A 22247-nucleotide genomic window follows, 5' to 3' on the forward strand; every position below is an offset into this window, starting at 1 on the left:
AAAGAAAAAAGATGAAGGATAAAAGACTTTCAGCATTAAAAGCTTTCAAATTCTCACTTTTGACATTAATAAAATAATTTGGAAAGACTATTTTTTATTGATGACATTTTGCAAAGTCGTTTCTTTCGGCACTACGACGGTTTCATCTTTCAAAAGTCCAACACCTTCTACAACCACCTTGTCACCAGCTTTCAATCCGGAAGTCACAGCGTAAGTCAATCCGTCTGGAAGATCTTCAACTTTGATTTCTGCAGATTTCACTTTGTTGTCCGCGCCAATCAGGTAAACGAAAAATTTCCCTTGAAGTTCGTAAGTTGCCGCTTGAGGAACGATGATCACGTCTTCCAGATTGTTTGGCAATTGAACTGTTGCGCTGTAGCCACTTCTCAGCAAGCCTTTAGGATTTGCAAACGTTGCTCTCATAGAGAATGAACCTGTGTTTGGATCAACCAATCCACTGATGGATTCAATTTTTCCTTTTTCGTCATATTTGCTTCCGTCTGATAAAATCAAATCCACCAATGGTGAATTTTTCAGTTTTTCTTTGATTGTTGCGCCTTCGGAATGTTTGAAGAAATCCAACTGCTGTTTTTCATTAATTGAAAAATAAGCGAATATCTTTGAAACATTTGAAACCGTAGTCAACGGCTGCGTAGTCGCTGTGCTGATGTAACTTCCTGCTTTGTAAGGCAATGTTCCAACTACGCCACTTACTGGGCTGTAAAGTTTGGTGTAGCCTGCATTGACCTGAGCATTGGTCAACTGAGCTTGCGTTTCGGCCAACGATGCTTTTGCAGATTTGAGACCCAATTCTGCAGCTTGAAGTTCATAGGCCGAGATGATTTTTTTATCAACCAAAGGTTTGGTTTTGGTGACTTGCATCTGTGCAGTAGCAACCGCTGCTCTTGCGCTGTTCATCGTAGCTTGTGCGGCTAAAACAGACTGTTCGTATTGAGGATTTCTGATGAGGAAAAGCAATTGTCCTTTGCTGACCTGACTACCTTCGTCGATGTAGATTTTTTCTACAAAACCGTCAATTTTCGGACGGATCTCTACGTTTTCTACACCTTCCAATCTGGCAGGATATTGTGTCAAATTTTCAGCGGGCCCACTTTTCGCAACAATATATTGATATGGTTGAGGCGGTAATTCTTTTTTCTCGTCTTTGTTTTCTGACTTGGAACAAGAAGTCAAAAGACCTAAAACAACAAAAAAGCCAAGCGCGATATTCCTCATAAATACTAATTTTTTAGATATGTTTTCAAACAAACGTTCAAATTTATTGATTAAATACAAAATACACGTTACGTATTCAATAATAAAATCTATCAAATATAATCAACAAAACTATGACAATTGACTTTCAATAAGTTAAAAAATAATTTTAATGAATATTTAACATATTGCAATCAAACAATTGTTTGAAACAATTCTTTAATTTTGATTTCCTTGAAGCGATATATGCTCCTTATTCAAATCAAAATTGATCTCAATATTCATCTTTGATGTTGATAAATTTGCTCGTAACAAAACTATGTTCTAATTTTCACAAACCACTTACCTGAGCTACAAAAATGATTACCAATTTTACTTATAATAAATTTTATAAAAAATTGTACTGTGAAGTAATTTGGCAATCAAAATTTAATTGGATATTTGAGATTTGACATTGATGAAAATTAAAAAATACTCTGCAAATGAAAAGTAATTTGAAATATTTCACATGGGTGATTATAATTCTTGGAATCATTACACCATTTATAGATTATGCTGTTATAATTCAAATTGTTAATTCCTTTCGTTGCGATTTTGTTTATTTCAATAGTCACTTTCTTTTTTAATCTAATTAAATATAAAAAAGAAGTATTCAAAAAAAAATCAACAGTTCTACTCCCATTACTTCCTATTTTCTTAACTTCACAATTAATCTCGACCTTCACGGTTGACAGAATTCAAAGATTTAGAAGTGATATTATCATTAAGAAAATTGAAGGAAAAGAAATTGCCATAACTTTGACTCCAACAGCAAATTTTGGAATCGAGTATCACAAATTGAAGAACAATAGCTTTGTTATCCAGTATTATAGAGGATTTTTAATTTCAGAAAAATATGATAATGAAGAAAAAAAATGGAAATCTTACGGCTGTAATGATTGATAAAAACAAACCACTCCCAATCCTCTTCAGCCTCAATTCCCTCTACTTATCGTTGCTCTACTTTAGGTTATTTTGGATTTCGGATGGCATGGAAACACCTCAGCTTCTGATTTATAAATATGCGCTTTATTCCGTGTTCTTGGTTTATCCGCTTTTCATCTTCTCGATTTTAATTTTTTCGAAAATGACAAAGGCGAATATGTTTCTCAAGTTTTTGATTTTCGGATTGGTTTTATCTGGTCCGGTTTTGTACTTCTACACCTTTGATTTATTCCAACAAGAGGAACTTTTGTGTGGTTACTTGGTAATTTTGATACAATGTTTGATTCAATCCCAAGCAGTGAGAGATGAGGAAATGATTGCGAGATTTGCGAGTGTTTATGCAGGAAAATTGCTGTTGTGGTTTTTCATTTTGATCTTATCGCTGTCATATCTTTTGATTAATGACAATGATATTTTGATGAATATGCTATTTGGAGGCGTGTACTATTTGAGCGTCGGCATCTTGGATTATTTCGTTAACAAGTATAAATTTCTGACCGAAAAATAATTGAATGTAAATTAGGATTTCCTCACAACGGGCAGAATCTCATTTTTGTTCAAACCAAATCTTTTGATTTCCGTTTCTGAGAATTTTTGAGAATAGAAATTAGCATCAACTTCAAAACCAACACTTTTCAATCGATCGAAGTAATCCATTCCGTACCAACGAACGTGATCGTATTGTCCAAAATGTTTTTGACGTTCCTTCGGATCTGTAATTGTGAAATCTTCGTAAGTTGTTTCGAGAGAATTTCTCATCGGAACTTGCACGATTCCCCAGCCTTTTGGTTTCATCACGCGATAAAGTTCTGACATTGCTTTTCTGTCATCGATGATGTGTTCCAAAACGTGGTTGCAAATAATGACATCGTAAGTATTATCTGCAAAAGGCAGATCCAAAATATCCGCTTTCACATCCACAATCGGTGAGAAAAGATCGGCCGACGTGTAATCCAGATTTTTCATTTTTTTGAATTTTCTCAAAAATTCCTGTTCCGGAGCGATGTGCAAAACTTTCAGTTTAGCTGTGAAAAAATCAGTTTCATTTTGAAGATAAAGCCACATTTGGCGGTGTCTTTCTAATGACAAAGTTCCTGGCGAAAGCGCATTTGCACGTTGTTTTCCGTAGCCGTATGGTAAGAATTTGTGGTAAGATTTACCATCGATCGGATCGGTAAAATTATCACCTTTGAAAAAGAGAACAATCAAAGGACGCAAAAAAATGCTTAAGTTAATAAGCATTGGTCTTGGAATTTTATTGAGTAGAAATTTGGTGAATTTTTTCATTAATTAAAAATCCAGCTGAAACGCTTTTTCCTCATCGGATTTGATTCCCAAAGCTTCGTAGATGTAATCGTAGGTAGAAAGCAAAACAGGTTTTCCGTTGATGATGCAAACATCGTGTTCGAAATGCGCAGATGTTTTGTTGTCCAAAGTCGTCACCGTCCAACCGTCATTGTGGAACTTCACTTTCTCGGTTCCAAGGTTGATCATTGGCTCGATAGCAAGTGCAATTCCGTCTTTCAGGACTTTTCCACTTCCAGGTTTTCCGTAGTTAGGAACTTGAGGATCTTCGTGCATTTTTCTACCAACGCCGTGCCCAACCAATTCGCGAACCACGCCATAGCCTTCTTTCTCACAATGTTTTTGGATCGCGTTGGAAATATCACCAACACGTTTTCCTCTCACACACTGCTCGATTCCTTTATAAAGTGATTCTTTCGCAACTTTCAACAATTTTTTGTCTTCCGCAGAAATTTCACCGACTTCGAAAGTATAAGCGTGATCGCCTACAAAACCATTCCAGAAAACACCGCAATCTACGGACAAAATCGTCCCTTCTTTTACCGGTTCTGTGTTTGGAATACCGTGAACAACTTGGTCATTCGGAGAAATACAAAGCGATGCAGGAAATCCGCCATAACCTAAAAATGCTGGTTCTGCACCGTGATCTTTGATAAAATCGTAAGCTAATTTGTCAAGATGTAAAGTTGTAACTCCCGGCTTTATTTCCTTAGCTAACATCCCCAAAGTCTGGGAAACCAATCTTGCACTTTGCTTCATCAACCGAAGCTCCTCTATTGTTTTTAGTTGAATCATTTAAAATTGTATTAATGTATGATGTAAAATGTATTTATAATGTAATACTTTGTACTTGATACATTTTACTTTGTACTAACAGACTTACCAAAAAAGGCCTTTCTTCTTTTCTTTTTTCATTTTGGAGTAAGCATGAACTTCACCTCCTGCGACCTGAAATTCTATTCTTTCATTGATGATCTGGTAAATCTCGCCCCAACCTGGGAATCCACCTAGATTTCTGTCGTCTATGAAAAGGTCGGCGTCCAATTTTCTGGATTGTGTTTCGTGGTCGAATACTTCACCTTCAAAACTTGAGTTGATGGCGTAAAATTCCAATCCGTTTTTTCTGCAGAATTCTACAGCTTCTTCCAGAGATTTACCATGTCTGTACGTCCAAAGAATCAGTCTATAACCTTCTCCTTGAAGTTTTTTCAATGTTTCGAATGCAAATGTTTTTGCCTTTCCAATTCCCGGATAAGCATCATCCACGATAGTTCCGTCAAAATCGATTGCTAGTTTTTTATTACTTTTTATCATCGTTGTTATTAAAAAAATAAGTTTGCAAATATACAAATAATGTAGAGGTAAGAAAATAGACAAATTATAATAGACTGAAAATCAATCTTAAATTATAATTCAAAAAAAATACGCTTTGTCAGCGCATTTTTCTATTAACTTTTCACCCATTTGAAACTGTAAGGCAGTTCCGGTGTTTTGATCCTGTCTGAGATTCTTTGCAATCTGTCTGGTAACTTCATTAGATAATCTCTCGCTCGTTCGGCTTGGTCATTCAAGTTTTTCATTTGGTCAATTTTCCATTCGTCCAGGAGATCAGAAAGAATATTAATATAATCTTGCGCAGTGTACACCATTGCTCTCTGAGCAGCATCCGAAAAATGTTCCCAAAGTTCGCCGGCTTTTTGTCCTGATTCTCTAAGTAAATGTGCTGGCATTACGATTTTCCTTTTCATCATATCTTCGAAGGCTAGCATCATTCCGCTGGCATCCATTTCGAAAATCCTTGCTGAGAAATCCTTGTAAGCTTTGGCGTGTCTAGCTTCATCCGCTGCGATGACCCCACACATTTGTGCTAACTTTTTATTCCCAGATTGTTTTGCCAAAGTCCCAACTCTTCTGTGAGAAATATTGGTTGCGGTTTCCTGAAAACTGGTGTAAACGAAATTTTTATAAGGATCTGAACTAGTTCCTATGTCGAAACCATCGCTGATGAGATGTTGTGTTGTGATTTCCATCTCGCGCATATTCACACGACCGCAGAGGTAAAGATATTTTCCGAGAAGATCTCCGTGACGGTTTTCTTCTGCAGTCCAGGCTCTGATCCATTTAGTCCAGCCTGTATTTTTTTCTTGATTTACACCATCGAGGTTCATCAGCCAAGATTCGTAAGTTGGCAATGCTTCTTCTGTGATGCAATCGCCTATCAATGTTACGAAAAGGTCATAAGGCATTTCTCTGGCAAATGTTTGCAGTTCGTCGATTTCATCTTTGAAATTATCGCTGGAACTGTCCGGAAGGAAATCCGAAGGTTGCCATATTTTCTCGATCGGTGTTAAATATGATGCGATAAACTCGTCCATATTCTTTTCCATCGATCTCATTACCTCTATCTGTAACTCTTTTTCGTGCATTAAATTGAATCTTATTTTATGGATTCAAATATAACAAAATCATACCAATGGCTAATAATCCATCGAAGTTTGTGATAGTTTGTGAAATTAAGTACAAAGTGAAAATAACTTGAAAATCACTACACACGGTGTAACAACTTTAGAAAATGGCCATTAAAATCATAAATAAAAACCAGCAAAAATGCTGGTTTCCATTAAAAGATTATGTGTGGACAAATTATTGTTTTATGATCTTTATCGTTTCTGTCTTACCGTTTTTAAGCATCACTTTTCCAACATAATTACCTGAAGTAAGATTTGATACATTAATTTTATTGTTACTGATCGTAGCATCTTTCACAAGTTGTCCTGCGATGTTGTAAATCAGAATTCTTTCCGCTTCTTGGTTGGAAACGATTGTTAATTCATTCTTAACAGGATTTGGATAGAAACCGAAATTATTTTTATTGAAATCATTTACCGCCAAGCTAGATTTAGAGTATCCAATCGCCTGAAAAACATAATTATATCCATCATTGATTTCCCAGGATTCTCCTTCGTCATAAGAAGTATAAGAATATCCGCCAATGCCATCTTGAGACGTGGCTTCCCATTGCAGATAATCCGTGAACGGAACCTGCTTTGCCTTAACCTCAACAAAATATTTCCCCTGGGTCAATTCCACAGCCTGAGGCAATTCGAAATCCAGATCCACAGCAACCACTTCCAATGGATATCCTGGAACCTGCCAATATCCGAAATAATTTTCTGTCTTCGGACCAATATTCTCAAAAGAAAACAAAATCTCTCCTGGCGCATCATCTACAGAAGAACGGATGTTAATTGTCGCATTCTCAATATTTCCTAATTGTAATGTTGAAATTTTAAAGTTTGTAAGCGTAAACTTCGTATTGTCGGGAACAATGATATCATCTGCCAACGATCTTCCCGGCATGCTAGCTCCAGCTTCATGTGCGTCGGAAACATTACCCTGGCTGGTTGCTGTGCCATAATCTGGTTGAGTTTCGCCAGTGGAAGTACAAATACCTGAAACCTGGAAAATATGATCATAATAAGAATAACCGCCAAACCAATCTTCAGAATCAAATTTGGAATAGCCAAATCTGCCTAACTTTGTAGTTTCCTGATTATTTATTTCCCAGCTTGCAGAAGTAGCATCTCCAGGCTTCGCTTTTACGGACAGGTAATATTTTCCTTTCGGCAGATCGAATGTTGAAGGAAGATTCACATTGATCTCATACGCTGAATTATTTTCCAATGTATATTTGAAAGTTTGAGAAGCGGGAACCACGTTTTCAAATGACTTGATGAGATCTCCTGGCCTGCCAGCATTGTCCTTATAAAAATAAAGATTGACATAAGTGAGATCAGCCGAACCTTTCAGCGCATTAAATTTCACATTATTCACAGTGAGGATCTTCCCAAACTCCACATCAAAATCTGACGCAGATGTATACTCGTAGTTTCCGCCTGTGGTAATATTTTCGCCGTTTCCAGTAGTGTCTGATGAAACACCATAAACGCAGTTTTGAGAAAAAGACATCACTCCGGATATCATCATCAAAAAAATCAAATTTTTCTTCATAAAAAACATATTATAATTATTGGATGCTAAACTATGTGACATTATCGGCAAATCCAACTACAGTACTTTCGAAATCCTTGATTTTTAAATAATAAAATTTAAATTAAAACTATGATTATCAATGTTTTGGATTTTAAAATATAATTCTAGGTGGATTGATTTTTAGAAGCTTCCCGAATAAAAACTGAAGGCGAAATCCCGGTAATATTTCGAAAAACGGTGGCAAAAGCACTGTGAGATGCAAAGCCACATTCCTCTGCCAAATAACTTATTTTATAATGATGATATTCCTTATGATTGTAAATTTTCTGACAGATGTAAGCGATTCTCAACTCATTAATGTAAGTATTGAAATTCTTGCCTTTGTATTTATTGATGACTTCGGAAAGATAACTCGTATTGGTTTTCAACTGCAAAGCAAGACTTGAGATCGTGAGTTTTGGATTGGTAAATTTTTCCGAATCCTCAAATTTCTTGAGTTTGTCCAACAGATCTTGTTCTACCGAATTTGGAATCTGGAGCGTTACTTCTTTGGGTGTCTTCTCCAGAGATTCCGGCAACCTGCTTTTTTCCTGGTTATCAGATTCTAATTTATTTATGATATTCTCAAAAACCTTTCTTTCCTTTTTTCTACGATATAGCAAATAAATAATCGCTCCAGCCAGAAACAAAACAAAGATAATTGCTATGACAACAACGCTCTTTTTAGAACTATCTGCGTACGTAATAGCTTCCTTGTAATCTTTCTGCTCTGCATCGATGGCAGAAGAGATCGCCTGCATTTCCTTTTCCTTGGTTGACTTGTTCAGCTTGATATATGCCTCATTGTAGAAAGAATATTGAGATTGGTCGTCCAAAAATTTATAATTCTGCGAAAGATTATAATAAATATCAGAAAGAAGACGCTTGTCCAGATTATTTTTATGTTTCAAGACAACCTTCAAAGTATCAATTGCCCTTTGATATTCTTTTCTGTCAGAGTAAACTTGAGACAACGAATTATATATAAAATGGTCAAGCTCTTTGTTATAATTATTTTTAATAGCCAAAGCCTTTTTCAGATAGATCTCTGCAGAATCATTTTTCAGATAATGATAGGAGTTTCCGATATTGTACAAAGAGCGTCTGTGGTTGTAAACAGCCTGATTATCTGGATTTTTCACCAACTCAATTTCGTGTAGAGATTTTTTGTAATATTCGTTAGCTTTTTGATAGTTTTCTTCGTCAAAATCGATATTTCCGATTTCCAGATAAGAGAGTGTTTTTAGAGATCTTTTCTTATCACTTTCTGGCAGTTTATTAATTTGTTTGACGGCATTGTCCAGATAGAATTTGGCTTTATCATTTAAATTGAGTTGCACATATTGGTGAGCGATGGATCCATTCATCCTCGCAATCAGTTCATAATCGTCGGTTTTCTCTGCATATTCTTTGGCTTTGAAAAGCAGTTCGGTCGATTTTTTCAGGTCATTATTTTTGAAATAGGAAACCGCCGAAGAAGCCAATTCCTCACTTTTCTTTTTATTGTAAGCATCATCATTGGACAAAATATTTTGCCCGGATACTAGACTTACAATCAAAAAACAAAAGAAAAAAAATTTGTTGAACATCTTCATTTTATGAATTCACGAAACTAATTTACATCAAAAAAGCCGGCTGTAAAAACCGACTTTCTATTTTAAATTTTCTTTGCCAACCCTACCGGGAGGAAAAGTTATATTTTATTTTAATTGGCTAGAACATTTCCTGTCATCTCTTCTGGAATATCTACGCCCATCACTTTCAAAATGGTTGGTGCAACGTCGCCCAATTTTCCTGGTGTTAAATTCCAGGTATGTTCTTTGTCCATCACGATGAACGGAACCAAGTTGGTAGAGTGTTGCGTGTTTGGAGAACCATCTGGATTGATCATCACATCCGAGTTTCCGTGGTCTGCCAAAATGAAAACCGCATAACCATTGTCGTAAGCCGTAGTTGCCACTTTTTGGATGCATTCGTCCACAACTTCCGCTGCTTTGACCGCCGCAGAGAAAACGCCTGTGTGACCTACCATATCTGTGTTTGCAAAATTAAGAACAACAAAGTCTGCCGTTCCGTTTTCCAATTCTGGAACGATGGAATTGGTAATATCGTAAGCGGACATTTCCGGTTTCAAATCGTAGGTAGCCACGTCTTTCGGACTTGGGCAAAGCAATCTTCGCTCTTGAACAAATTCTGCCTCGCGGCCGCCTGAGAAGAAAAACGTCACGTGTGGATATTTTTCTGTTTCGGCAATTCTGATTTGGGATTTACCAGCAGATTCCAACACTTCGCCCATTGTTTTTTGAAGAACGTTCTCATCGAAAACAACTTTTACATTTTGGAAGGATTTATCGTAGTTCGTCAAAGTCACATAATACAGATCCAGCTTTTTCATTCCATATTCTGGGAAATCGTGTTGCGTCAAAACTTCTGTGATCTCGCGACCTCTGTCTGTACGGAAATTGAAGGAAATCACAACATCGTGGTCTTCGATCTTGCCAATCGGGAAATGGTTTTGAATCGCTACAATCGGCTGGATAAACTCATCCGTCACATCTTCATTATAAGAATCCTGAATCGACTGTACAAAATCTTTAGATTCTTTCCCAACGCCGTTTACCATCAGGTCATAAGCCAACTTCACGCGCTCCCAACGTCTGTCTCTGTCCATCGCGTAGTAGCGACCAATCAAAGAAGCCAGTTTTCCAGTGCTTGCATTCATATGCGCCAAAAGTTCCTCGATGAAGCCTTTTCCAGATTTCGGGTCGCAATCTCTACCGTCTGTGAAAGCGTGAACGAAGACATTTTTATCCAATCCAAACTCGTGAGCGGCGGTCAATAAACCTTTCAAGTGATTGATATGGGAATGCACGCCACCGTTGGAAACCAAACCGATGAAATGTACTTTTTTGTTGTTTGCTCTTGCGTATTCGAAAGCTTCTTGGATGACGTGCTCTCTGCCGAGACTTCCCGTTTCCACCGCCATATTCAGTCTTACCAGATTTTGGTAAACGACTCTACCAGCGCCAAGATTCATATGTCCAACTTCGGAGTTTCCCATTTGTCCAGCGGGAAGACCAACGGCCAAACCACTTGCTTCTAGGGTTGTGCTTGGAAAAGTTTGAAGGGCGTAATCTATAAAAGGTGTTTTGGCTTGTTTGAGAGCGGAAACTTCGTCATTAAGACCGATTCCCCAGCCGTCTAATATTGCAAGGATTGCTTTTTTTGACATTTTGATTTCTTATTTTGTTTATACAAATTTACGAAATGGAATGGGGATTAGGGAATTTTGGTGGTTGTTTTTTTGAGATTTAAGAAATTTTGATTATTAATATTTTTTATTCTTAGTAATTAAAAAAATGAGTATAATTTTACTAAGTAATAGTGTTTCCCTCTCTAAAATATCTATTTGTTGCTCCCTCAAAATTATTATATAATATTTTATAATCAGTGTATCCATAAAAATCAATATCTAAATATCCATTTTCGCTCACCGCATTTTCAGTTTCTTCTGTAATAATCATTTCTTTCTCAACAATAATCAGGATTAAATCTTCAATCCAATAATTAGGATTAAAATCAGTAAAACTTTCTAACAAAAATGATTTAACATCAAGCTTGGCTAGTATATCAAATAAAACGTTAGTTTCTTTTGATAAGTTTTCCTTATTAGATTTAGCTTCAAAAATATTTTGGTAATTTCGAAAATCACTTTTAATATTTTCTATACTTTCCATATTTAAAGGAATATCCAAATAAACATTTCCTTTATAATCAATTGATTTAAAATGAACAATTTCATTCGGCATCAAAATTTCATCTCTGATTATTATTCTTGCGATATATGGAGCTCCAAATCCACTCATAATTATAAAATTAGAATTAAACATCAATCGATATTCTCACTTTCCCGCCCAATCCTTTTTCAACAATATCAAATAAAGTTTTAAGCGTCAAATTACTTCCGTTATTTTCGATTTTGGAAATATATTCACGTTTTTTATCTACCAAATTTGCCAATTCGGTTTGTGTAAGATTTTTTTCTTCACGCGCTTTTCTTAACTGAAGTCCAATTGCAAAAGATTCAAAATCTCTTTCCAATTCATCTCTTCTTTCAGTTCCAACTTTTCCGTAAACCTCGTCTTTTATTTCTTTCCAATTTTTAGTTTCCATTTTCCTTTGATTTTTGTTCGTAATATTCAGCCATTATTTTCAAGGCTTTTGCAATTTCATTCTTTGGTGTTTTTTGAGTTTTCTTTTGAAACCCATTCATCAAAACAACTAATTTTTCGCCATCAAAAAAGCAAAACACCCTCCATATATTTGAACCCAATTGTATTCTCGCTTCATACAAACCAACAGTTCCTACAATATGTTTTAGATAATTTGAAGGGACGCGTTCCAATGTTTCAATTGCCTCAATTATTTTAAATATTTTATCTTGAACTTTCTTCGGTTGCTCCAAAAGAAACTTCTCAAAATAGTTTTTAAACGATATGACTTCCCTCACTTTCACTCAACAAAAGTAATTTAAAAGTTACATTTAGACAAGTAATTATTAAAATTAATCTCCACCACATCTTTCCCAGAATAATAAATTTAACTACCTTTAAAACCCTTATTTAAATTGATATAATGGACCTGAGAGACCAACTGAAAAATCTTTTTCCGCAACACGACGAGCAGGATTTTGAAATGCCAGATGATGAAAAAGAAAACTTCAAACAGAAGGAACCGCTCGTTTGCAAATTCGAGAAAAAAGGCAGAAATGGAAAACCCGTCACCATCATAGAAGGCTGGGAAGGCGACGACGAAGGCCTGAAAGAAATCTCAAAAAAAATCAAAACAAAACTCGGCATCGGTGGCTCGGAAAAAGACGGCGCCATCATCATCCAAGGCGACAACCGCGACAAAATAATGACCATCCTAAAAGAAATGGGCTACAAAACAAAACGTGTCGGAGGTTGATTTATAAATGATGAATGATAAATGATAAGTGATGAATGATTTTAGCTTTGTGGGTTAAACACAAAGGCACAAAGATTTTTTTCACAATCAATCACTTTTTAAGGCACGAGGAAAATCTTTGATTTTTATTTTTAGCGAAGCTAAACTTTGTGCCTTAAAACACAAGACATTCATTAAAAAACCTCGTGCCTTCGTGTAATTTTCCAATCCCTAATCTCCTTAGAAAAAACCGTCCTTTTGAAACAAATTCCTGATAATCAAATCATCATCATTGGTGCCGGTCCTGCGGGATTGATGGCGTCACAAATCCTTGCTGAGAAAGGCTTCAAAGTTCAAATCTTTGAGCAAAACAAAGCTCCAGGAAGGAAATTTCTGGTGGCAGGAAATGGCGGTTTCAATTTGACGCACAGTGAGGAATTAGAATCTTTTATCGAAAAATATGATGCGCTGGAAATTCGGGAGGTTGTAAAAAATTTCGATAACAAAAAGGTGGTGGATTGGCTTTCTGATTTGGGAATTACGACTTATATTGGAAGTTCTGGGAAGATTTTTCCGACGAAGAATTTCAAGCCGATTCAGGTTTTGAAAGCCTGGCTCGATAGATTAGAACAATTGGGCGTTGTGATTCATTACGAGCATACTTTTATTAATTTTGACGAGAATTCTGTGACGCTTAAAAATAAAGAGAACGAACTTAAAGTCAACTATTCAAAATTGATTTTGGCAATGGGTGGCGGTTCCTGGAAAAAGACAGGTTCTGATGCGAAATGGATTGAGATTTTAAAATCAAAAAACATTGAAATCACGCCTTTGGAATCTGCAAATTCCGGTTATGATACGGATTCTAAATTTCATCAACTGCAAGGTCAATATCTTAAAAATATCAAAGTTTCTTTTGAAGGAAATGATAAAATTGGAGAAGTGGTTTTTACAAAATATGGGATTGAAGGAAGTCCGATTTATTATCTCAATCGCTTTACAAGAAAACAAGATTTACCATTAATCATCAATATCGATTTAAAACCAAATCTCTCAGAAGCTGAAATCCTCGAACAATTAAACGGAACAGAAAAGATAAGTCAGGTTTTGAAACGGAAATTAAAACTATCGACCACCGCGCTCAATCTTCTTAAAACTTTAGACAAAGAAACTTACACAAACATAGAAATTCTATCAAAATTAATAAAGAGATTCCCGATTGAGATTCTAAGTTATAGACCAATTGATGAAGTGATTTCGACTTCGGGCGGAGTTTCATTTTCAGAATTCAATGATAAACTTGAATTGAAAAAATTCCCCAACGTGTTCTGCGCCGGCGAAATGATAGATTGGGAAGCACCAACTGGCGGTTATCTTTTACAGGCTTGTTTCAGTACGGGATTTTGGGTTGCAAATGAGATTTTTAAATAGCTAAACTTAAACCACATAGACACATAGTAAACTACATACAAAAAGAGAAAATAGGAATTTCTTAAGACTATTTTTCCTTTCAAAACTATGTGCCTATGTGGTAAAAATATCTTTGAAAAGAAATATAAATTGTTTTTTGCAAAATTAAAAAGCGTCAATCCTTTTGCGGATGGAGAATTTTATTAACTTTAAAACCTTTTTAATTTCAAAAATTAGTGCCTTTTACAATCATTAATTTTTTAATCTTTTAAATTATAAATCAACAATATGATCAACAAATTAGCAGATTCCGAACTGGTCCTAAACGACGACGGAAGTGTCTATCACCTTAATCTTCTTCCTGAAGACCTTGCCGAAAAAGTAATCTTGGTGGGCGATCCGGACAGGGTTCCAAAAGTTTCAAAGTATTTCGACACGATTGAAATCAAAAAAAATAAAAGAGAATTCTACACGCACACCGGAACTTTGCGTGGCGAAAAAATTACCGTGATGTCCACCGGAATCGGGACTGAGAATATCGATATCGTGATGAACGAGCTGGACGCCTTGGTCAATATCGATTTGAAGGCGAAGGAATTCAAGACAGAGCACAAAGCCTTGGAACTTTTCCGCTTGGGAACTTGCGGAAGTGTGAATCCGGATATCGAGGTCAATAATATGTTGGTGACAGAAAACGTGGTTGGACTTGACGGACTTTTGCATTTCTATCAGGATTATACTTTTGAAAATGAATTCAGCAAAAACTTCTTGGCAAAATTCCCTTACGAGAAAATCAAACCAATGTTGTATTTCTCAGATTGGGCAGAAGATATTTCTGATTATTACGCCGATGCAAAGTACAGAGGAAACACCGCGACTTTCCCAGGTTTCTACGCACCACAAGGTCGTCAGTTACGACTGAAAGCTTTGGACGACCAATTCCTTGAAACATTGAATGACCTTGGCGTTTCCAACTTCGAAATGGAAACTTCCGCGATCTATGGTCTTTCAAAATTGCTAGGCCACAAAGCTTTGACCGTCAACTGTGTCATCGCCAACAGAAGACGAGGCGAATTTGCAAGCGACCACCACGCATCGGAGAAAATGATGATCGAATGGGTTCTTGAGAGAATCATTAAATAGAAAATGGAATTCGTTTTACCTCAGCCCAAAAGGGAGCCGAATTCCACTAACGAAAATTTTCACCCTTTAGGGCCGGGGATAGAAATTTTCTTATTACTACAAAGCAACATTCATATTGGATGTTGCTTTTTTTGTGTTTGGTTTTATTTATAATTACTTTAACGTTCATTAAGATTTTAAGGCATTGTAATTGAATAATTGTTAGCATCAAATCAAATTTTTCAATTAACACACAAAATAAATTATTATGAGCACACAAGATCAAAAGTACAATGACGCAGAAAGAGCAGTTGACAGAACTGAAAACTCATTAGAAAATGCGGCTGATAAAACAAAAAGCGCAGTCAATGATTATGCTACCAGAGCAAGAAATTACATTGATGAACAAAAAAGAAAAAATGAAGAACCAACAAGAGATGGTTTCTTCGAAAATCTAAAAGCCAGTGCATCTGAAGCTTGGGAAGACACAAAAGACTTCGCAGAAAAAGCTTGGGACAGCACAAAAGATACAGCCTCTGACGCTTGGGAAAAAACCAAAGATGCTAGTGAAGACGTAAAAGCAGAAGTCAGAAAAGCTACAAATTAGTTTTAAGTTAGTAATAGTTTTTCAAAACGAAAGGAGAAGACACTTATCAAGTCTTCTCCTTTTTATTTTATATTTGCACTTTATTAAGATGTCAAATGAAAAACTTAGCTTTCTCCATATTATTCCTGGGATTTTTTGCAAATTCTCAAACATTCAATCAGAATTACGCCGATGTCAGCAATTTGGTCTCACAAACCAACGTCAATACATACTTGCAAGAGTTTGAAGGTTTGGGCGTGAAAACCACAGGCTCTATCGCTAACAACAATGCCTACAATTGGCTTAAGAATAAGTATCTCTCTTTCGGATATTCGGAATCGGAAATCACCAGAGACAATTTTACCTATAACGGTAATTCCACTTCCAACCTCATTGTCACAAAGACAGGAACCAAATATCCAAATACCTACATCATCGTTTGTGGTCACTACGACACGATCATAGGAACAGGAACCAATGACAACGGCAGTGGCGTTTCAGTCATTCTCGAAGTTGCCCGTCTTATGAAAAACGTCAATACCGAATATTCCATCAAGTTCATCAATTTTTCTGGCGAAGAGCAAGGCCTTTTGGGTTCCGCACATTATGTTTCAAATGTTGTGAACGCCACCAATCCGAAAATGAACATCCGCCTAGTCCTCAACATTGATGAAGTCGGCGGCATCAAAGGACAGACCAACGATACGATCACCTGCGAAAGAGACGAGTCCAGCAATCCAAGCGCCAACAATGCGGCTTCCAATACTTTCACGCAGCAATTGATGAATTGCGTTACGCTTTACTCCACTTTAAAGACTAACCTTAGTTACGCTTACGCCTCAGATTATATGCCGTTCCAAGCCAACGGGGAAATTATCACAGGTCTGTTCGAATACAATGAAACCCCATACGCTCACACAGCAAGCGATAAATACATTAATCTAGATCCAGTTTATATTTACAACATTGCGAAAGCCACAACTGGCGCTGTTCAGCATTTTGCGATTGCATCCCCTATTTTGAGTATTTATACGCCAAAAGATTTAGTGAATAGTTTCAGATTCTATCCAAATCCGGCGAAAGACTTTTTACAATTAGAATTTCTCAACAGCAAGTCACAAAAATTCAGTTTTACAATTACAAACATCGACGGAAAAAACCTCATCAAAACAGAAAACCAGACCAGAATTGACATTTCGTCCCTTTCGAAGGGCATTTACTTTGGAACTTTCAAAGTCGAAGATCAAGTGATCACAAAGAAAATTATCGTAGACTAAAACTTAATTCTTAATTATCTGAGCAATCCCCTAGCCTCCGCATTTCCCACTGCTTGGGTCGCGCTATCCTCTACTATCTTTTCCCAGCCTTGGCTTTTCCCCTCGCTTTGGAAAAAGGATAACCGCTACTATCGCTATTGCAAAGACGATTTGTCGCCAAGATGATGTTCCAGTTTTTTAGAACATTTCCATATTTCGTTTTTCATAATAAACAATCATAATAATTTCGCTTTACGAAATCAAAAATTTGTATCTTTGCACCTATGCAAAAAATCTTAATCGTAGAAGACGAAAAAGCAATATCTGGCGTACTACATAGTATTTTATCAGATGAGTTACCAGAATACCAGTTCGAAATCGCAGAAGACGGTCTCGAAGGTTTCAAATACATAGAAAAAGACGATTATTCTTTGGTAATTTCTGATATCAAAATGCCAAAAATTTCCGGTACAGAACTTCTGAAACAAAGTCTTGCTTTGAAGCCTGAGACCACTTTCATTATGATTTCCGGACACGCAGACATCGATACTGCTGTTGGCTGTTTGAGAGAAGGTGCTTATGATTTCATCTCAAAACCTATTGACATCAACAGATTGATCACCAGTGTCAAAAATGCATTAGACAAAGGCAATCTTCAAAAAGCAAACACAAATCTGAAACAAGAGAATTCTCAGCTTAAGAAAAAAGTGAATAAAAAATACCAGATGGTTGGGCAATCGCCTGCACTTAAGAAGATCCAAGAGATCATCGACAAAGTGGCTGTTTCTGACGCAAGAGTTCTAGTGACTGGACCAAACGGAGCTGGTAAAGAATTGGTAGCACACGCAATCCATTCCCAAAGTGAAAGATCACGAGGACCAATGATCGAAGTGAACTGTGCGGCAATCCCATCAGAATTGATCGAGAGCGAATTGTTCGGTCACGTGAAAGGTTCTTTTACAGGCGCGATCAAAGATAAATCTGGGAAATTCGAGCAGGCAACTGGCGGCACTATTTTCTTGGATGAAATCGGTGATATGAGTTTGGTTGCTCAGGCAAAAGTGCTTAGAGCATTGCAAGAGAGCAAGGTTTCTCCTGTGGGAAGTGATAAAGAAATCAAAGTTGATGTCCGCGTTATCGCTGCAACCAATAAAAATTTGGCTAAGGAAATCGAGCAAGGGAAATTCCGTGAGGATTTGTACCACAGGCTTTCTGTGATTGAGATCAGCGTTCCCTCACTTAACGACAGAGCGGAAGATATTCCATTGTTGGTAGAGCATTTCACAAACCTTATCGCTTCAGAAAATGGTTCTGCGGCTAAGAAATTTGATGACAAAGCAATCAAATCGTTACAGCAATATGACTGGACTGGAAACATCCGTGAGCTTAGAAACGTTGTAGAAAGGTTGATCATCTTAGGTGCTGATCCCGTGACTGCTGACGATGTCGCAAGTTTTGTAAAGAAGTAAACTAAATTAAATATTATATTTAACCGCAGTTTATTCTGCGGTTTTTTTTTGGAAAAAATTGAGATTCTACGCGGTAGAATTCTTCATTTGAAAATAAAATAAGACAAACTAATGAAATTTTTAGATAAACAATACACACAGCAAGGGCTAAAACTGGCACTTCCTGTGATGTTGACACAAGTCGGACAAGTGTCCGTGAATCTCTTCGACAACATCATCGTGGGGAAACTTTTGGGCGCGCAGGCTTTGGCTTCTGTATCTTTGGGAAACGCCTTGTTCTTTTCCATCTTCGTTTTGGCGTTGGGATTTTCTTTTGCGATTCCGCCGTTGGTTTCTGAGGCCAATTCTCAGGGAAAACACGAGACAATCAATTCGGTTTTCAGACACGGATTTGTCATCAACCTTGGGATTGGGATTTTGCTGATGATCTTATTATTGGCCGGACTTCCATTGATCAAACACATGGATCAACCAACTGAGATCATTCCCGATACGATCAGCTTTTTGAGCATTATGGCGTTTACGATGATTCCATTTATGATGTTCCAGACTTTGAGAGAAGTTTCGGAAGGTTTGTCTTTCACGATTGGTGTGACGAAAGCCACAATTATTGCGAATGTCATTAATATCGCTTTGAATTACGTTTTTATCAAAGGTCTTTTTGGATTCCCGGAAATGGGTGTTCAAGGTTCGGCTTTGGCAACATTGATCGCGAGAATCTTTATGGTGGTTTTCTTATATTTTGTTTTGGTAAAAGAACCGAAAACAAGAAGATATATCAAAGATTTTTCTTTAAAAATTGCAGAATTCAGTAAAGAAATGTTTAGTAAAATGTTCAAGCTTGGATTGCCGACGGCTTTGCAAATGTTCTTCGAAGTCACAGCTTTCGCAGCAGCCGCTTTTATTTGTGGATTGGTAAGTTCTCAGGACATTGCGTCGCATCAGATCGCTTTGTCGATGGCTTCATTCACGTTTAATCTTTGTATTGGATTCAGTGTCGCTTCTACGGTGATGATCGGTAACAAAATGGGCGTTAGAGACTTTGAAGGCTTAAGGAAAATCGGGATCAATAATTTTAAATTAACATTAATATATATGGGATTTTGTGGCATTATGTTCATCCTTTTCCGAAACGTTCTGCCTCATTTTTTCACCAAAGAAAGTGATGTTTTAGTAATAGAATTAGCTTCAAAATTAATGATCATCGCTGCGCTTTTCCAGTTGTCTGATGGAATCCAAGTGACGGCTTTAGGATGCCTGAGAGGAATCCAGGATGTGAAAATCCCGAGTGTGATCACGTTTTTGGCGTATTGGGTTTTCACGATTCCGGTTGGTTATTTTCTTTGTGTGACAATGAAAATGGGCGCATTTGGGATGTGGATTGCTTTGGGAATTGGATTGACGATTTCTGCGATTCTTTTGGTCATCAGGTTTTTGAGATTGAGCAAGAGGAAAGCATTAGCTTTGGCCTTAACTAATTAGTGCAAATCAATTTTTAGAATTAAATAAAATATGAATAAAATTATCCTTATAATATTTACATTTTTCTTGAATTTTTATTTCTCTCAACAATCAGTTTATAATCAAATGGAAAAACTGCAAGGTATTTGGGAAGGACGAGATGGAAATGATATTATCAAGTTTGAGATTAATAAAAGTGGAAAAAATGATTTTCTATTTTCTTTTATTAATTTTCAAGGCGAAAAATTTCTAATAAACAAAGAGAAGATTTCTGAAAATAATCAAAAAGAATTAATAATAGAAATTAAAGAAGCAAAATTCTCTTCTTATAGATATGAAAAATGTCTTTTTACAAAAGGAGAAATAATAATTTCAAATTCTTCTGAAAATCAATTTTCATTGAGTTTAAATTCAGTTGGTCCAAAATGTTTCTTGACTTACGACGTAATAATGACAATGGATGATATAAAAGATATTTTAATGACAAAAAAATAATCAATATTTCTATCCTTTAATAAAATACAGATTTTAAATTTTTAAATTTGCAACACAAAATTCTGAAATGAATATCATACAACATATACAATCAAAAATATCTGAGATCATCCCGAAACTTTATAGTGTGGAAGGCGTGAACTTGGATGTTCAAAAAAATAAAACCGAGTTCGAAGGTGATTTCACCATCGTTATTTTTCCTTTGGTAAAGCTGGCAAAGAAAAGCCCTGATGCGATTGGAAACGAACTTGGAGAAGCGATCAAAAACGAGATCGATTTTATTGAAAGCTTCAACATCGTGAAAGGTTTCCTTAATCTTAAATTGAAAGACGTGGTTTTCGCGAATCAATTGTCTGAACTTCAGGATGATTTTGATAACGTGACACCGAAAAATGCAACGGTTATGGTGGAATATTCTTCGCCAAATACCAACAAACCTTTGCACCTCGGGCACGTTAGAAATAATCTTTTAGGTTATTCTGTTGCCGAGATCTTGAAAGCTGACGGTTATAATGTCATCAAATCTCAAATCATCAACGACCGTGGGATTCACATCTGCAAATCGATGTTGGCGTGGGAGAAATTTGGGAACGGCGAAACACCAGAATCTACTGGTTTGAAAGGCGATAAATTGGTCGGAAATTACTACGTTGAATTTGATAAGTTATACAAATCCGAGATCAAAGCAATGGTTGCCGACGGCATAGATGAGGAAACGGCGAAAAAGCAAGCGCCAAGCATCATCCAGGCTCAGGAAATGCTTTTGAAATGGGAGAATAATGACCCGGAAGTTCGAAAACTTTGGGCGATGATGAATGAGTGGGTTTATGCTGGTTTCAATGAAACTTATTCCCGATTGGGCGTTAATTTTGACCAGGTTCAGTATGAGAGCAATACCTACATTCTTGGGAAAGATCTCATTCAAAAAGGGCTTGACAGTGGGATTCTTTACAAGAAAGATGATGGTTCTGTTTGGTGTGATTTGACGGATGAAGGTCTTGATCAGAAACTGCTTTTGCGTTCGGATGGGACTTCGGTTTATATGACTCAGGATCTTGGAACTGCGGTTGAGCGTTTCAAAGAAAATGACATTCAGAAATTGATCTATACAGTTGGAAATGAGCAGGATTATCACTTTCAGGTCTTGTTCAAAATTTTGAAAAAATTGGGTTACGAATGGGCAGATCAGCTTTACCACTTGTCTTACGGCATGGTGGAATTGCCTGAAGGAAAAATGAAATCCCGAGAAGGAACCGTGGTAGACGCGGACGAATTGGTTGAAGAAATGATCTCCACTGCGAAAGAAAAATCTGAGGAACTTGGCAAGTTGGAAACGCTTTCTGACGAAGACAAAGTGAAATCTTACGAAACAGTTGGATTGGGTGCTTTAAAATATTTCATTTTGAAAGTGGATCCGAGAAAGAAAATGCTCTTCAATCCTGCGGAAAGTATTGATTTTAATGGAAATACTGGACCATTTATTCAATATACCTATGCGAGAATCCAGTCACTTTTGGCTAAGGCTGAATATGCTGGAAAAGGAAATTTTGGCGCATACGTTCCAAATGAAAGCGAGAAAGAAGTGATCATGCTTTTGGCTGAATTCAAAGAAGTGATTGCGCGATCTGCGGAAAGTTTAAGTCCAGCTTTGGTGGCGAATTACGTTTATGAATTGGTGAAATCTTATAACTCTTTCTACCAGAATAACCCGATTGTAAAACAGGAAGATCTGGATGCGAAACAATTCCGTCTTCAGGTTTCTGATCTGGTTGCGAAGACGATCAAGAAAGCTTTATCAATATTGGGAATCAATGTGGTGAATAGAATGTAAATGGCTGATGGCTGATTGCTTTTGGCAATTGGCTTTCAATTCGAAAATAAAATTAAAACTCTGCTTCGGTGGAGTTTTTTTGTTTTTGGTTCTTTGGATATGTATATTTGGAATGATAACCATGTGAAAAATTT

The 22247-nt window shown here is 36.7% G+C and carries 21 protein-coding genes; 10 read left to right on the forward strand and 11 right to left on the reverse strand.

Features of this window, described 5'->3' with window-relative positions; all coding sequences use genetic code 11:
• Window positions 1-87 precede the first annotated feature (87 nt).
• Window positions 88-1236: an efflux RND transporter periplasmic adaptor subunit gene (locus tag IO90_RS05585; RefSeq protein WP_051878341.1), complete on the reverse strand. Its 1149-nt coding sequence runs from the start codon at window positions 1234-1236 to the stop codon at window positions 88-90.
• Window positions 1237-2116: 880 nt separating this feature from the next.
• Between IO90_RS05585 and IO90_RS05595 the strand changes: the two genes are divergently transcribed.
• Window positions 2117-2707, forward strand: a complete 591-nt coding sequence (locus IO90_RS05595) for a hypothetical protein (protein WP_034964831.1) — start codon at window positions 2117-2119, stop codon at window positions 2705-2707.
• A gap of 11 nt (window positions 2708-2718) precedes the next feature.
• On the opposite strand, the gene IO90_RS05600 is transcribed toward IO90_RS05595, so the two are convergent.
• The 10 genes from IO90_RS05600 to IO90_RS05645 form a co-directional block, all read right to left on the reverse strand.
• The gene (locus IO90_RS05600; protein WP_034964833.1) at window positions 2719-3486 is read right to left on the reverse strand and encodes a class I SAM-dependent methyltransferase; all 768 of its coding nucleotides are present in this window, start codon (window positions 3484-3486) and stop codon (window positions 2719-2721) included.
• 3 nt (window positions 3487-3489) lie between these two features.
• Window positions 3490-4299 (reverse strand): type I methionyl aminopeptidase, encoded by an 810-nt coding sequence (map, locus tag IO90_RS05605; protein WP_034964834.1) that lies wholly within the window; start codon window positions 4297-4299, stop codon window positions 3490-3492.
• A gap of 84 nt (window positions 4300-4383) precedes the next feature.
• A complete protein-coding gene (locus IO90_RS05610) occupies window positions 4384-4815 on the reverse strand; it encodes a BT0820 family HAD-type phosphatase (protein WP_034964902.1) in 432 nt (143 codons plus the stop codon).
• A gap of 137 nt (window positions 4816-4952) precedes the next feature.
• On the reverse strand, window positions 4953-5930 hold the full coding sequence (locus IO90_RS05615) for an acyl-ACP desaturase (RefSeq protein ID WP_034964837.1): 978 nt from the start codon (window positions 5928-5930) through the stop codon (window positions 4953-4955).
• Window positions 5931-6147: 217 nt separating this feature from the next.
• Window positions 6148-7491 (reverse strand): T9SS type A sorting domain-containing protein, encoded by a 1344-nt coding sequence (locus IO90_RS05620; RefSeq protein ID WP_165570242.1) that lies wholly within the window; start codon window positions 7489-7491, stop codon window positions 6148-6150.
• Window positions 7492-7661: 170 nt separating this feature from the next.
• Window positions 7662-9125 (reverse strand): helix-turn-helix domain-containing protein, encoded by a 1464-nt coding sequence (locus tag IO90_RS05625; protein ID WP_165570243.1) that lies wholly within the window; start codon window positions 9123-9125, stop codon window positions 7662-7664.
• Between the two features lie 116 nt (window positions 9126-9241).
• A complete protein-coding gene (gpmI, locus tag IO90_RS05630; protein WP_034964845.1) occupies window positions 9242-10768 on the reverse strand; it encodes a 2,3-bisphosphoglycerate-independent phosphoglycerate mutase in 1527 nt (508 codons plus the stop codon).
• A 142-nt stretch (window positions 10769-10910) separates the two neighbouring features.
• On the reverse strand, window positions 10911-11402 hold the full coding sequence (locus IO90_RS05635; RefSeq protein ID WP_131450828.1) for a hypothetical protein: 492 nt from the start codon (window positions 11400-11402) through the stop codon (window positions 10911-10913).
• 16 nt (window positions 11403-11418) lie between these two features.
• A complete protein-coding gene (locus tag IO90_RS05640) occupies window positions 11419-11709 on the reverse strand; it encodes a helix-turn-helix domain-containing protein (protein ID WP_034964848.1) in 291 nt (96 codons plus the stop codon).
• The gene (locus IO90_RS05645; RefSeq protein WP_034964850.1) at window positions 11699-12052 is read right to left on the reverse strand and encodes a type II toxin-antitoxin system RelE/ParE family toxin; all 354 of its coding nucleotides are present in this window, start codon (window positions 12050-12052) and stop codon (window positions 11699-11701) included. Before IO90_RS05645 ends, IO90_RS05640 begins: the two co-directional genes overlap by 11 nt.
• Window positions 12053-12171: 119 nt before the next feature.
• Here IO90_RS05645 and IO90_RS05650 point away from each other — a divergent pair, with 119 nt between their 5' ends.
• The 9 genes from IO90_RS05650 to argS all read left to right on the forward strand — a co-directional run bounded on the left by IO90_RS05650 (window position 12172) and on the right by argS (window position 22113).
• Entirely contained in the window at window positions 12172-12504 is a 333-nt protein-coding gene (locus IO90_RS05650) for a translation initiation factor (protein ID WP_034964851.1), read from the forward strand.
• Between the two features lie 237 nt (window positions 12505-12741).
• Complete coding sequence (locus tag IO90_RS05655; protein WP_165570244.1) at window positions 12742-13914, forward strand: NAD(P)/FAD-dependent oxidoreductase; 1173 nt, start codon at window positions 12742-12744, stop codon at window positions 13912-13914.
• A gap of 267 nt (window positions 13915-14181) precedes the next feature.
• On the forward strand, window positions 14182-15036 hold the full coding sequence (locus tag IO90_RS05660) for a nucleoside phosphorylase (RefSeq protein ID WP_034964853.1): 855 nt from the start codon (window positions 14182-14184) through the stop codon (window positions 15034-15036).
• A 247-nt stretch (window positions 15037-15283) separates the two neighbouring features.
• Window positions 15284-15622, forward strand: coding sequence for a hypothetical protein (locus IO90_RS05665; protein WP_034964855.1), 339 nt, complete (start codon window positions 15284-15286; stop codon window positions 15620-15622).
• A gap of 95 nt (window positions 15623-15717) precedes the next feature.
• Entirely contained in the window at window positions 15718-16878 is a 1161-nt protein-coding gene (locus IO90_RS05670) for a M20/M25/M40 family metallo-hydrolase (protein WP_034964857.1), read from the forward strand.
• 263 nt (window positions 16879-17141) lie between these two features.
• Window positions 17142-18326 carry a sigma-54-dependent transcriptional regulator gene (locus tag IO90_RS05675; protein ID WP_034964860.1) on the forward strand — a complete coding sequence of 395 codons (1185 nt, stop codon included), beginning with the start codon at window positions 17142-17144 and terminating at the stop codon, window positions 18324-18326.
• Window positions 18327-18437: 111 nt separating this feature from the next.
• The gene (locus IO90_RS05680; RefSeq protein WP_034964862.1) at window positions 18438-19808 is read left to right on the forward strand and encodes an MATE family efflux transporter; all 1371 of its coding nucleotides are present in this window, start codon (window positions 18438-18440) and stop codon (window positions 19806-19808) included.
• A gap of 105 nt (window positions 19809-19913) precedes the next feature.
• A complete protein-coding gene (locus IO90_RS05685; protein ID WP_228374649.1) occupies window positions 19914-20282 on the forward strand; it encodes a hypothetical protein in 369 nt (122 codons plus the stop codon).
• 67 nt (window positions 20283-20349) lie between these two features.
• On the forward strand, window positions 20350-22113 hold the full coding sequence (argS, locus tag IO90_RS05690; RefSeq protein WP_034964867.1) for an arginine--tRNA ligase: 1764 nt from the start codon (window positions 20350-20352) through the stop codon (window positions 22111-22113).
• The last annotated feature ends 134 nt before the right edge of the window (window positions 22114-22247 follow it).

This window comes from Chryseobacterium sp. FH1 (assembly GCF_000735135.1).
Taxonomy (GTDB): domain Bacteria; phylum Bacteroidota; class Bacteroidia; order Flavobacteriales; family Weeksellaceae; genus Epilithonimonas.

Excerpts from the sequence above, each read along its gene's own strand:
- IO90_RS05670 (WP_034964857.1), top strand. The coding sequence starts at position 15,718 with ATGAAAAACTTAGCTTTCTCCATATTATTCCTGGGATTTTTTGCAAAT.
- IO90_RS05640 (WP_034964848.1), bottom strand. The coding sequence starts at position 11,709 with ATGGAAACTAAAAATTGGAAAGAAATAAAAGACGAGGTTTACGGAAAA.
- IO90_RS05680 (WP_034964862.1), top strand. The coding sequence starts at position 18,438 with ATGAAATTTTTAGATAAACAATACACACAGCAAGGGCTAAAACTGGCA.
- IO90_RS05685 (WP_228374649.1), top strand. The coding sequence starts at position 19,914 with ATGGAAAAACTGCAAGGTATTTGGGAAGGACGAGATGGAAATGATATT.
- IO90_RS05660 (WP_034964853.1), top strand. The coding sequence starts at position 14,182 with ATGATCAACAAATTAGCAGATTCCGAACTGGTCCTAAACGACGACGGA.
- IO90_RS05615 (WP_034964837.1), bottom strand. The coding sequence starts at position 5,930 with ATGCACGAAAAAGAGTTACAGATAGAGGTAATGAGATCGATGGAAAAG.
- map (WP_034964834.1), bottom strand. The coding sequence starts at position 4,299 with ATGATTCAACTAAAAACAATAGAGGAGCTTCGGTTGATGAAGCAAAGT.
- IO90_RS05600 (WP_034964833.1), bottom strand. The coding sequence starts at position 3,486 with ATGAAAAAATTCACCAAATTTCTACTCAATAAAATTCCAAGACCAATG.
- IO90_RS05620 (WP_165570242.1), bottom strand. The coding sequence starts at position 7,491 with ATGATGATATCCGGAGTGATGTCTTTTTCTCAAAACTGCGTTTATGGT.
- gpmI (WP_034964845.1), bottom strand. The coding sequence starts at position 10,768 with ATGTCAAAAAAAGCAATCCTTGCAATATTAGACGGCTGGGGAATCGGT.
- IO90_RS05635 (WP_131450828.1), bottom strand. The coding sequence starts at position 11,402 with ATGAGTGGATTTGGAGCTCCATATATCGCAAGAATAATAATCAGAGAT.
- IO90_RS05595 (WP_034964831.1), top strand. The coding sequence starts at position 2,117 with ATGAAGAAAAAAAATGGAAATCTTACGGCTGTAATGATTGATAAAAAC.
- IO90_RS05625 (WP_165570243.1), bottom strand. The coding sequence starts at position 9,125 with ATGTTCAACAAATTTTTTTTCTTTTGTTTTTTGATTGTAAGTCTAGTA.
- IO90_RS05585 (WP_051878341.1), bottom strand. The coding sequence starts at position 1,236 with ATGAGGAATATCGCGCTTGGCTTTTTTGTTGTTTTAGGTCTTTTGACT.
- IO90_RS05665 (WP_034964855.1), top strand. The coding sequence starts at position 15,284 with ATGAGCACACAAGATCAAAAGTACAATGACGCAGAAAGAGCAGTTGAC.
- IO90_RS05650 (WP_034964851.1), top strand. The coding sequence starts at position 12,172 with ATGGACCTGAGAGACCAACTGAAAAATCTTTTTCCGCAACACGACGAG.
- IO90_RS05675 (WP_034964860.1), top strand. The coding sequence starts at position 17,142 with ATGCAAAAAATCTTAATCGTAGAAGACGAAAAAGCAATATCTGGCGTA.
- argS (WP_034964867.1), top strand. The coding sequence starts at position 20,350 with ATGAATATCATACAACATATACAATCAAAAATATCTGAGATCATCCCG.